Below are 11,126 nucleotides of genomic sequence, written 5' to 3'. Positions count from 1 at the left end.
ACCCGCCCGCCCCTACGATCGAGGCGTGCACGTGCTGGACCTGCTGGCGGCCGCTGCTGCCGCCGAGTCCCCCAACCTGTGGGGCGCGCTGGGGTGCGCGGTCGCGTATTCCGCCTCGCTGCTGGCGACCCTCGACGCATTCGCCGATCTCATCCTCGCGCGCGGCGACTCGCCGGCGGGCCGCCTGACGCCGGGCATCGGCATGAAGTTCGCGTCGAAGCTCATCGCCGCGGCGATCGCGGTCGTGTCGGCGGCGATCGTGCTGGCGCTCGATGACAACTGGTTCGCCTTCACGACGCTGTCGGTCGCGTTCATCGTCGTGGTGGGCATCGGCGTCTTCGTCCTGCTGCGACACGCGAAGGTCGCCGCCTCGCCACCGGCGGCCGCGGGTGGCGGAGGCATCCGTCCCGCCTCCTGACTCGAGCCGTCGTGCTCATGTGAGCAAAGTCTGTTCAGATGTTGGCGCGTGCGCCCGGTCTGTGTCAGCCTGGAGGAGACGACGAAGGGAGGATCGTGGACGCCGTCGACGAGCTTCTCTCGATCCGCGCAGCCGAGCTCTACTACGAGGAGAACCTCACCCAGGAGGAGATCGGCCGCAATCTCCAGATCACCCGCTGGAAGGTCGGGCGCCTGCTCACCCAGGCGAAGGAGGAGGGCTTCGTCCGCATCGAGATCCTCCACTCCCGCGCGCGCCGTCCGCAGCTCGAGCGACGTCTTCGCGACGAGCGCGGCCTGGCCGACGCCGTCGTGGTCTCGCGCGCGGGCGTCCGCAGCGAGGACGAGCTCCAGCAGCGGGTCGCCCAGGCGGCCGCCGACTACCTCGCAGGCCTCCGCCCGAGCCCGGGCGTGCTCGGCGTCAGCTGGGGACGCACCCTCTCCGACATCGCGCACCACCTGCGCGACGGCTGGTCGCGAGCCACCGATGTCGTGCAGATCAACGGCGGCGTCAGCATGAGTCAGCGTCCCGGCACCGCGGCGGCGACCGCAGTCAGCATCGCTCAGAAGGGCGGGGGCACGGCGGCGCTGCTTCCGAGTCCTGCGATCCTCGAGCAGCGGGCGACGAAGGAGGCCATCGAGGCCGACCGCGTCGTCGCCCGAGTGCGCGACGCGGCACGGTCCGCGAACGCGTACCTGTTCAGCGCGGGCGCCGCCGACCATGGCTCCGTCCACGTCGACAGCGGCTATCTGACGACCGCCGACATCGACCGACTCGTCGCGGCGGGCGCCGTCGGCGACGTCGTCGGGCGCTACATCGACGCCGACGGGCGCATCGTCGACGCCGATCTCGATGCCCGCACGGTCGGTCTCTCGCTCGACGATCTGCGTCGCGCAGACATCGCGATCGCCGCGATCACCGGCTCGTCCAAACGAGCGATCGCGGCCGCTGTCGTCGCCTCGCGCCTGTGCACCGTCCTCATCACCGACGAATCGACCGCGCGCCACCTCCTCGATGAGTGACTCACGGAGCCGGCGCCCCACGTCCCGAAACCCAGAACGAAAGTCAGGTCATGACATGTCAGGCACCTCCATCGTGACGCTGCCCGAGCGGGCCGTCGAGCTGCTCGGCGGGCAGCCCGACGACACCACGCTGCGGCGCTACCTCCATGGGCTCCCGGGCGTCGACGCTGTCGGGCTCGAGCAGCGCGCCGCGGACCTCGGCACCCGCTCCATCAAGACGACATCGAAGTCGTGGGCGCTCGACAAGATCATCGAGCTCATCGATCTCACCACGCTCGAAGGCGCCGATACGCCCGGCAAGGTGCGCTCGCTCGTCGCGAAGGCGCTGAACCCGGATGCCTCCGACCCGACCTGTCCGCGCGTGGCCGCCGTGTGCGTCTATGGCGACATGGTGCCTTACGCCGTCGAGGCGCTGGGCTCCGCGCACGGAGACCCCGACGACGGGGGAGTGAGCGTGGCCGCCGTCGCCACGGCGTTCCCGAGCGGCCGCGCGTCGCTCGAGATCAAGCTCGCCGACACCGCGGAAGCCGTCGCGCACGGCGCCGACGAGATCGACATGGTCATCGACCGCGGGGCATTCCTCGCCGGTCGCTACGGTCTCGTGTTCGACCAGATCGCCCGCGTGAAGCAGGCGTGCCGCCGTGCCGACGGCACCTACGCGTCGCTCAAGGTGATCCTCGAGACCGGTGAGCTCAGCACCTACGACAACATCAAGCGCGCGTCGTGGCTGGCGATCCTCGCCGGCGGCGACTTCATCAAGACGTCGACGGGCAAGGTGCAGCCGGCCGCGACGCTGCCGGTCACGCTCCTCATGCTCGAGGTCGTGCGCGACTGGCACCGTGCCACCGGCGAGAAGGTCGGCGTGAAGCCGGCCGGCGGCATCCGCACCTCGAAGGACGCCATCAAGTATCTCGTCACCGTCGCCGAGATCGCGGGCGAGGAGTGGCTGCAGCCGCACCTGTTCCGGTACGGGGCATCCAGTCTCCTCAACGACGTGCTCCTGCAGCGGCAGAAGCTCAAGACGGGGCACTATTCCGGCGCCGACTACGTGACCATCGACTGATGCTTCGACAGGCTCAGCAACCGAAAGAGATGCACTCATGAGTTTCCTCGAGTACGCACCGGCGCCCGAGTCCCGCGCCATCCTGAATCTGCGCGACGAGTACGGGCTGTTCATCGACGGCGACTTCCGTCCCGGCACGGGCGAGTCGTTCGTGACGATCTCGCCGGCCGACGAGACGCGCATCGCGACCATCGCCTCGGCGAGCGAGGCGGATGTCGACGACGCCGTCGCCGCCGCGCGCCGCGCCTACGACAAGACGTGGTCGAAGATGAGCGGCCGCGACCGCGGCAAGTACCTGTTCCGCATCGCCCGCCTCGTGCAGGAGCGCGCCCGCGAGCTCGCCGTCGCCGAGAGCCTCGACAACGGCAAGCCCATCAAGGAGAGCCGCGACGTCGACGTGCCGCTGGTGGCCGCGTGGTTCTTCTACTACGCGGGCTGGGCCGACAAGCTCGACTACGCGGGGCTGGGGTCCGACCCGAAGCCCCTCGGCGTCGCGGGCCAGGTGATCCCCTGGAACTTCCCGCTCCTCATGCTCGCGTGGAAGATCGCGCCGGCGCTCGCGGCCGGCAACACGGTCGTGCTCAAGCCCGCCGAGACGACGCCGCTCACCGCGCTCCTGTTCGCCGAGATCCTGCAGCAGGCCGACCTTCCGCCGGGCGTGGTCAACGTCGTGACGGGGGCCGGCGCGACGGGGGCGGCGCTGGTGCGGCATCCCGACGTCGACAAGGTGGCGTTCACCGGCTCCACCGCCGTCGGCCGGGAGATCGCGAAGGCGGTCGCCGGCACCGACAAGAAGGTGACGCTCGAGCTCGGCGGCAAGGCGGCGAACATCATCTTCGAGGACGCCCCGATCGAGCAGGCCATCGACGGCATCGTGACGGGGATCTTCTTCAACCAGGGTCAGGTGTGCTGCGCGGGGAGCCGCCTCGTGGTGCAGGAATCGATCCACGACGAGGTCGTCGACCGGCTCAAGGCGCGCCTGTCGACGCTGCGTCTCGGCGACCCGCTCGACAAGAACACCGACATCGGCGCGATCAACTCGCTCGAGCAGCTCAACCGGGTGCGCGAGCTGTCGCGCATCGGCGACGAGGAGGGCGCCGAGCGCTGGACGGCCGACTGCGTGATCCCCGACAAGGGGTTCTGGTTCGCGCCGACCATCTTCACGAACGTCCAGTCGAGCCACCGCATCGCACGTGACGAGATCTTCGGTCCCGTGCTGTCGGTCCTCACCTTCCGCACGCCCGACGAGGCGATCGCGAAGGCGAACAACACCCCCTACGGCCTGTCAGCGGGTGTGTGGACCGAGAAGGGCTCGCGCATCCTCGCCGTCGCCGACAAGCTGCGCGCGGGCGTCGTGTGGGCGAACACGTTCAACCGGTTCGACCCGTCGTCGCCGTTCGGCGGTTACAAGGAGTCCGGCTACGGCCGCGAGGGTGGCCGTCACGGCCTGGCCGCGTACCTCAAGGGAGCCTCGGCGGGCGATGCCGCGCGGCGCGTCGAAGCCGGCCGTTCGAAGAAGGAGGTCTCGGCATGAGCAAGCGACTGACCGTCCCCAAGACGTACAAGCTCTACATCGGCGGCGCCTTCCCGCGCAGCGAATCGGGCCGCACGTACGAGGTGGCCACGCCGAAGGGCGACTTCCTGGCGAACGCCGCCCTGGCTTCCCGAAAGGACGCACGGGATGCCGTCGTCGCAGCCCGCGGCGCCGTGAAGGGCTGGTCGGGTGCCACCGCCTACAACCGCGGTCAGGTGCTCTATCGCGTGGCCGAGATCCTCGAGGGCCGCCGAGCCCAGTTCGTGGACGAGATCGTGCAGCAGACCGGCGTGTCCGCCGCGGTCGCGGGTGCCGAGGTCGACGAGTCGATCGATCGCTGGGTCTGGTACGCCGGCTGGTGCGACAAGTTCGGTCAGGTCGCCGGCCACGGCAACCCCGTCGCCGGCCCGTACTTCAACATCTCGGTGCCCGAGCCGACCGGGGTCGTGGGGGTCATCGCCCCGCAGGACACCGCTCTCGTCGGCCTCGTCTCGGCGATCGCGCCCGCGCTCGTGACGGGCAACTCCGTCGTGGTCATCGCCTCGCAGCGCTACCCGCTGTCGGCGATCTCCCTCGCCGAGGTGCTCGCCACCAGCGACGTGCCCGGGGGGGTCGTGAACGTTCTGACCGGCTCACCCGCCGAGATCGCGCCGTGGCTGGCGTCGCACCCCGACGTGCACGCGCTCGATCTCGTCGGCGCGGGCGAGCTCGACTGGATCGACCTGCAGGTCGCCGCGGCCGAGACGCTCACTCGTGTGCTCCCTCCCGAGAACGGTACGGATGCTGCGGCCCCGAGCCTGGCCAGGATCACGGCGTTCACCGAGACCAAGACCGTCTGGCACCCGAAGAGCCTGGTCTGACCCGACAGGGGCGGGCCTCGGGTTCAGCGGAGCTCGAGGCCGCCCCACCGGCCGGGCTCGCGGAGCTCGCCGTAGTGCACGTCGACGTCGCCCTGCGACACCGAGGCGACGCATGCCAGGAGCGACAGGGTCGGGTACCCGAGCGGGCGGTTGTCGCGGATGATCGCGCCGTCGTCGGTGGGCGCGAGCTCGGCCGAGCGCTCGAGCACCTCGACCCACGGCATCCACCATCGTCCGTCCGTGGCAGGCCCGGTCGACTGGAACTCGCCCAGCCACCGGGCGATGCGGGGTGTACCGCTGTCGTCGACGTCGTCGTGGGCGATCATGTGCGTGCCGGGCGCCAGTTCCGTCGTGCGGAGGGCGACGCCGTCCCACGTGAGCACGCGGGCGTGGGAGCCCTCGACCTCCACGAGGTTGAAGCCGTGCGTCGCGGGCTCGCCCGTGGGGGAGCGGCCGACCACCGCGTCGAGCACGATGCCGCCACGCGAGACGAGCTCGGACTCGGGGCGCGTCGACTCGTCGGCGCGGTTGAGGAGCACCGCGAGGCGGCCGGCAGCCGGATCGGCCGCGAGCCACGCGCCGCCCGCGCGCACATCGCGCACGCCGACGACGCCGTCGTGCGCCTCGGGCCACCAGCGGCCGAGCGGGTTCCACGGCCGTTCGGGATCCTCGTCGCGGATCGCGAGCACGCGCGTGGGCTCGTCCGGCGACTCGGGTACGCGGATCACGACGGTGCACATCGCGGCACTCCTCGGGTGGGTCTTGCGGCCGGTGGGCCGGGTGCTCGGGCAGTCGTGCCAAGATCGGAGGGTGTTCGTCGTGGTCGGGGTCACCGGTGGCATCGCCGCCTACAAGACGGTTCAGCTCGTGCGCCTGCTCGTCAAAGACGGGCATGAGGTCCACGTCGTTCCCACGGAGGACGCGCTGCGCTTCGTGGGGATGCCGACCTGGGAGGCGATCAGCCGCCATCCCGTGACGACCTCCGTCCACGACGACGTCGCACGCGTTCGTCACGTCGCGCTCGGCCAGGCGGCCGACCTCGTGATCGTGGCGCCCGCGACGGCGAACACGCTGGCGAAGATGACCGCGGGACTCGCGGACGACCTCCTCGGAACGACCCTACTCGCCACCACGGCACCCGTCGTCGTGGCCCCGGCGATGCACACCGAGATGTGGCGCCACCCCTCGACGGTCCACAACATGGCGGTCCTGGGCGAGCGTGGCGTCATCGTGGTCGGCCCGGAGGACGGCGAGCTCACCGGCGGCGACAGCGGACCGGGGCGGATGTCGGAGCCCGGGGTCATCTTCGAAGCCGCTCTGGCCGCGACCGCAGGCGGCGCCGGTGACCTGCACGGACTGCGGGTCGTCGTGAGCGCGGGCGGGACGCGCGAGCCGATCGATCCCGTCCGCTACATCGGCAACCGCTCCAGCGGGCGGCAAGGTGTCGCCGTCGCGCTGTCGGCGGCGGAGCGTGGAGCCGACGTCGTGCTCGTCGCCGCCCATGTCGACGACGGGGTGCTGGCCGCGGCATCCGCTCGTCCGGGGCTGAGGGTGGTGCGCGCGGGCACCGCGGCGGAGCTCGGTGAGGCCGTCACCGCGGAGGCGGGTGCGGCCGACGTCATCGTGATGGCCGCCGCCGTCGCCGACTACCGCGTGGCCGAGGTGTCGCCGCTCAAGCGCGCGAAGGAGTCCGCGCCGGTCGGGGGGATCACGCTCGACCTGATCGAGAACGACGACATCCTCGCTGGGCTCGTCCGGCGTCGGCGCGAGGGGCAGACCATCGTCGGATTCGCGGCCGAGACGCCGGGTGACGGCGAGACGCTGCTCGACAGAGGGCGCCGCAAGGCGGCGCGCAAGGGAGCTGATCTGCTCGCGGTGAACGAGGTCGGCTGGTCGAAGGGATTCGAGGCCGCGGACAACGCGGTCACGATCATCGGAGCCGACGGCGAGGTCATCGGTGCGCGGCGGGGGAGCAAGGACGACGTCGCCGAGGCGCTCTGGGACGCCGTCCGCATGGTGCGCGAAAGCCAAGCCAAAACAAAGTAACGAATAAGTAACGGCGCATGTAGAGTGGTCCGCACCACGTCGACGATGACGTGGGTACGACCCCCGGAGGACATGCCCGATGCCCTACTCCGCGGCATCCGATCGCTCACGCGACCGGATCCATGCTCTGTCCGTCATGTGCGTCCTCGCGATCGCGAGTCTGGTGATCGCCGTCCTCGGTGCCACTCCTGCGCGCGTGAGTTCACGCGAGCTGATGGGTGACGAGCGGACGCCCGGGGAGGCCGCGTTCATCGCCAGTCATCGCGGGGGAGCGGCGACCGCGCCCGAGAACACCCTGCCGGCCATCACCGCCGCGCTGGCGGCCGGGTTCGACTACGTCGAGGTCGATGTCGCGCTCACCGCCGACCGGCAGCCGGTGCTCATGCACGACAAGACCGTGGACCGCACCACCGACGGGCACGGGCGGCTCGCCACCCTCACGCTGGCCGATGTGAAGGCCCTCGACGCCGGCGCCTGGTTCGACCGCAGCTACGCCGGCACGCCTGTCCCCACCTTCGTGGAGTTCCTCGACGCGCTCGTCGCCGCCGACGGGCGCGCGATCGTGGAGCTGAAGGGCGAATGGGATGCCACGGCCGTCGACACGGCCGTCGCCGAGGTCGCCGCGCGCGGCCTCGAACGTCGCATCGTCTTCGCGAGCTTCGATGCGCGGACGCTCGCGCTCGCCGCGGCCGGGTCGGACGTGCTGTCGCGGCTGCTCATCCTGAAGCAGGTCCCGTCGGACGTCGTGAGTGCGGTCGCCGAGGCCGGAGCGCGGGGCGTCGTCGTGAACCGCAAGGCGGTGCTCGCACGGCCGGGCATCGTCGATGAGCTGCACGCCGCCGGCGCGCGCGTGGTCGTGTACACGCTCAATGACGACTCCCAGTGGAACGAGGTCACGGCCCTCGGCGTCGACGGCATCGTCACCGACGACCCTCACACCCTGTCGGAGTGGCAGAGCGTCTACGCCGGACCGTGACGCCTGTGCTCGTGCGCGCGGCGTGGCCCGCGGCATCCGTCCTTCCGCCTCGTTAGGGTCGAAGGGCGCGCCGCCTCCCGTCTTCCGCGGCGCGCGAGAGGTGGCGTGGGGATGGTCGTGCAGAGCCGGTTGACACGGATCGTGATCGGGTGCGTCGCGCTCACGGCCCTGGCCGGGGTCGTGACCGGATGCCGGCCCGAGTCCGAGGCGACGCCATCGAGCAGCCCCTCCATCACGATGAAGGACCAGACGCCGGGTCCGTCGGCGACTCCGGTCGAGACTGAGAAGCCCCAGGCCGACTTCGAGGTGCCGGGCGCGTGCGAGGAGATCTACTCCGCCGCGATGCTCGCGCAGCTGGAGTCGGCGAACCCTCCCCTCAACGACCCGGGCGTGACCATGCTGTCGACGGAGAACGCCGACCTGCTCGAGATCATCCACGGCGGAGCGCCGACGCTGCGCTGCTCCTGGGGGCAGCCGAGCGAGTTCGGGCTCGCGACCAACGTGACCGCGGTCGACGTCGATCAGGAGACGGCGGTGCTTGCGGCGCTGCCCGCGGCGGGCTTCGGCTGCGAGGCGCTCGGCGACGGCACCGTCTGCCGCATCGAGCAGAAGGGCGTGACGCTCGACGACAAGGAGTACACCCGCGGCGAGACCCACTACGTCGGCGGCGGCGGACTGGTGACGACGGCGTGGATCAACTTCGCCCCCGAGGGGTACACCGAAGACATCGTCGCGACCGTCTGGGGCTGAATCTCCGCTTCTCTCGCGCCCGCGTCCCCCGTTCCGGAGCCCGTTCCCCTAGAATGGTGGGCGGGGAACCGTTGACGATGTCGCAGCTCGCAGAAGCGAGTGCCCGCGACCGTCGGCGGCGAATCCCTGGTCCCGCGTTCGCGACGGCGTTCGCGCCGCCCGCGGGAGCACGCAGAACCATCGGTGTCATCCGATCCCCGCCGGACCCCCTATCCGGCATTCACGCTCAGGAGGAGCATGCCGACCACGGCACCCGCCCAGACGGCGCAGCGTCGCCGCAAGTCCTCGTCCGCGCGCCGCGACGACGAGGCCCCCATCATCCCGATCCTCGCCCGCAAGGTGCGCGAGGTCGAGGCGAAGGCCCAGCGCGGCAAGCTCGGGCCGACCAACCGCGTCAAGTTCCAGGTCATCGCATTCCTGGTGCGCGAGGAGCGCGCGCGGGTGAAGGGCGACACCGAGCTGACGGATGCTTCGCGCGCTGAGCTGCTGAAGCGCCTCGACGGCGTCGCGACCATTCTCGCCAAGACGGCCGCGCGCGACACGTCGCTCATCCAGCTTCTCGAGGTCGACCAGGCCACGTCGCCCGTCGCACGCCGGATGCGCCGCGACTGGCTGCTCGAGTCGGGTGCCGAGCTCGCGCCCGACGAGCTCATCATCACGGACGTCGCCCCGGTGGTCGCGCCCGTCGTGCCCGCCGCCCTCGCTGAGCGCCAGGTGGTGCCGCCGCAGGTCGAGGCCCGTCGCGACTCCAACCCGTTCCTCGCCCCCGACCTCACGATCCGCGCCCCGAAGCAGACGCCTCGCCGGCGTCTCGACAGCTGGGAGCTCATGGGCCCGCTGTACAAGGCGTTCGAGACCGGTGCCGGCGGCGCGACCGCCTCGATGGAGCTCCCGCCCGTTCCGGAGTTCGACCGCCTGTCGCCCAAGGGCCTCGAGGTCATGCCGCACCAGTCGCGCTTCCTCGAGTCGGTGCGCGCCGGGCACCGCACGTTCCTCCTCGCCGACGAGCCGGGCCTCGGCAAGACGGCGGAGTCGGTGCTCGCAGCATCCGTCGCGAACGCGTATCCGCTCCTCGCGGTCGTGCCGAACGTCGTCAAGATGAACTGGGCGCGCGAGGTCGAGCGCTGGACGCCCCAGCGTCGTGCGACCGTCATCCACGGCGACGGCGAGAACATCGACGCGTTCGCCGACGTCTTCATCGTCAACTACGAGATCCTCGACCGTCACCTGTCGTGGCTCAGCTCGATCGGCCTGAAGGGCATGGTCGTCGACGAGGCGCACTTCATCAAGAACCTCACGTCCCAGCGTTCGCAGAACGTGCTGGCGCTCGCGACGCGCATCCGCGAGCAGGTGCCCAACCCGCTGCTGCTCGCCCTCACCGGCACGCCGCTGATCAACGACGTCGAGGACTTCGACGCGATCTGGCGCTTCCTCGGCTGGACCACCGGCGAGAAGCCCGGCCCGGTGCTCATGGAGAAGCTCGACGAGACCGGGCTCACGCCCGCCGACAAGTCGTTCTACCCCGAGGCGCGCGATGCGGTGATCTCGATGGGCATCGTGCGGCGCAAGAAGAAGGATGTCGCGGCCGACCTGCCCGACAAGCTCATCGCCGACCTTCCCGTGGAGCTCGACGACGAGTTCGGCCGGTCGATCCGGCAGGCCGAGCGCGAGCTCGGCGAGCGGCTCGCCGCGAAGTACCGCCGCATCATCGATGCGCGCGGCGACCGCGGGTACGGCCCCGGCCACATCGACGAGGACATCATCCGCCTCGTCGCGCACAACGAGCTGGAGGAATCGAAGGCCGCCGGCACGGGGTCCGAGAACGTCTTCACGATGGTGCGCAAGATCGGCCAGGCCAAGGCCGTGCTCGCCGCCGACTACGCCGTGCAGCTGCAGCGCTCGGTCGGCAAGGTCGTGTTCTTCGCCAAGCACATCGACGTCATGGACGCCGCCGAGGCGCACTTCGCCGCCGCAGGACTCAAGACGGTCTCCCTGCGCGGCGACCAGGCCACCACGGCCCGCCAGCAGGCGATCGACGCGTTCAACAGCGACCCCGAGGTCGGCATCGCAGTCTGCTCGCTCACCGCGGCAGGCGTCGGCGTGAACATGCAGGCGTCGTCGAACGTCGTGCTCGCCGAGTTGTCGTGGACGGCCGCCGAGCAGACGCAGGCGATCGACCGCGTGCACCGCATCGGCCAGGACGAGCCCGTGACCGCGTGGCGCATCATCGCCGCGCACACGATCGACACCAAGATCGCCGAGCTCATCGACTCCAAGCAGGGTCTCGCCGCCCGTGCGCTCGACGGCGAGGCCGTCGACCCGCAGTCGAGCGACTCCGTGCAGCTGTCGGCGCTCATGCACCTGCTGCGTCAGGCACTCGGCGCCGCCTGACGCGCGGTTCGACGGGGGCGGTGCGGGTTCGCACTGCCCCTCGGTCGT

At 70.8% G+C, this 11,126-nt stretch carries 10 protein-coding genes; 9 read left to right on the top strand and 1 reads right to left on the bottom strand.

Annotated elements, in window-relative coordinates:
- The 5 genes from RS82_RS04985 to RS82_RS04965 form a co-directional block, all read left to right on the top strand.
- On the top strand, positions 1 to 418 hold a 418-nt coding region (locus tag RS82_RS04985; protein ID WP_211255860.1), incomplete at its 5' end, for a hypothetical protein.
- A 95-nt stretch (positions 419 to 513) separates the two neighbouring features.
- On the top strand, positions 514 to 1,458 hold the full coding sequence (locus RS82_RS04980; RefSeq protein ID WP_045297363.1) for a sugar-binding transcriptional regulator: 945 nt from the start codon (positions 514 to 516) through the stop codon (positions 1,456 to 1,458).
- 55 nt (positions 1,459 to 1,513) lie between these two features.
- Positions 1,514 to 2,521, top strand: coding sequence for a deoxyribose-phosphate aldolase (gene deoC / locus RS82_RS04975; protein WP_045297362.1), 1,008 nt, complete (start codon positions 1,514 to 1,516; stop codon positions 2,519 to 2,521).
- Positions 2,522 to 2,558: 37 nt separating this feature from the next.
- On the top strand, positions 2,559 to 4,055 hold the full coding sequence (locus RS82_RS04970; RefSeq protein ID WP_045297361.1) for an aldehyde dehydrogenase family protein: 1,497 nt from the start codon (positions 2,559 to 2,561) through the stop codon (positions 4,053 to 4,055).
- Complete coding sequence (locus RS82_RS04965; RefSeq protein ID WP_045297360.1) at positions 4,052 to 4,915, top strand: aldehyde dehydrogenase family protein; 864 nt, start codon at positions 4,052 to 4,054, stop codon at positions 4,913 to 4,915. Before RS82_RS04970 ends, RS82_RS04965 begins: the two co-directional genes overlap by 4 nt.
- Positions 4,916 to 4,938: 23 nt before the next feature.
- Here RS82_RS04965 and RS82_RS04960 read toward each other — a convergent pair whose 3' ends face one another.
- Complete coding sequence (locus RS82_RS04960; protein ID WP_045297359.1) at positions 4,939 to 5,655, bottom strand: NRDE family protein; 717 nt, start codon at positions 5,653 to 5,655, stop codon at positions 4,939 to 4,941.
- A gap of 70 nt (positions 5,656 to 5,725) precedes the next feature.
- Here RS82_RS04960 and coaBC point away from each other — a divergent pair, with 70 nt between their 5' ends.
- The 4 genes from coaBC (at position 5,726) to RS82_RS04940 (ending at position 11,078) form a co-directional block, all read left to right on the top strand.
- Positions 5,726 to 6,961, top strand: a complete 1,236-nt coding sequence (gene coaBC, locus RS82_RS04955) for a bifunctional phosphopantothenoylcysteine decarboxylase/phosphopantothenate--cysteine ligase CoaBC (protein WP_045297358.1) — start codon at positions 5,726 to 5,728, stop codon at positions 6,959 to 6,961.
- Between the two features lie 136 nt (positions 6,962 to 7,097).
- Positions 7,098 to 7,937: a glycerophosphodiester phosphodiesterase gene (locus RS82_RS04950; protein WP_245619517.1), complete on the top strand. Its 840-nt coding sequence runs from the start codon at positions 7,098 to 7,100 to the stop codon at positions 7,935 to 7,937.
- Positions 7,938 to 8,048: 111 nt separating this feature from the next.
- A complete protein-coding gene (locus tag RS82_RS04945) occupies positions 8,049 to 8,687 on the top strand; it encodes a hypothetical protein (RefSeq protein WP_045297354.1) in 639 nt (212 codons plus the stop codon).
- Positions 8,688 to 8,924: 237 nt separating this feature from the next.
- A complete protein-coding gene (locus RS82_RS04940) occupies positions 8,925 to 11,078 on the top strand; it encodes a DEAD/DEAH box helicase (protein WP_045297353.1) in 2,154 nt (717 codons plus the stop codon).
- Positions 11,079 to 11,126 lie beyond the last annotated feature (48 nt).

Source organism: Microbacterium trichothecenolyticum, from assembly GCF_000956465.1.
Taxonomy (GTDB): Bacteria; Actinomycetota; Actinomycetes; order Actinomycetales; family Microbacteriaceae; genus Microbacterium; species Microbacterium trichothecenolyticum.
Note: the sequence above shows the minus strand (reverse complement) of the source record. Positions and strands in the feature narration are given on the sequence as shown.

Bases quoted from the DNA above. Each gene is read 5' to 3' on its own strand.
- RS82_RS04965 (WP_045297360.1), top strand. From the start codon at position 4,052: ATGAGCAAGCGACTGACCGTCCCCAAGACGTACAAGCTCTACATCGGC.
- RS82_RS04970 (WP_045297361.1), top strand. From the start codon at position 2,559: ATGAGTTTCCTCGAGTACGCACCGGCGCCCGAGTCCCGCGCCATCCTG.
- deoC (WP_045297362.1), top strand. From the start codon at position 1,514: ATGTCAGGCACCTCCATCGTGACGCTGCCCGAGCGGGCCGTCGAGCTG.
- RS82_RS04950 (WP_245619517.1), top strand. From the start codon at position 7,098: ATGTGCGTCCTCGCGATCGCGAGTCTGGTGATCGCCGTCCTCGGTGCC.
- RS82_RS04940 (WP_045297353.1), top strand. From the start codon at position 8,925: ATGCCGACCACGGCACCCGCCCAGACGGCGCAGCGTCGCCGCAAGTCC.
- RS82_RS04945 (WP_045297354.1), top strand. From the start codon at position 8,049: ATGGTCGTGCAGAGCCGGTTGACACGGATCGTGATCGGGTGCGTCGCG.
- RS82_RS04960 (WP_045297359.1), bottom strand. From the start codon at position 5,655: ATGTGCACCGTCGTGATCCGCGTACCCGAGTCGCCGGACGAGCCCACG.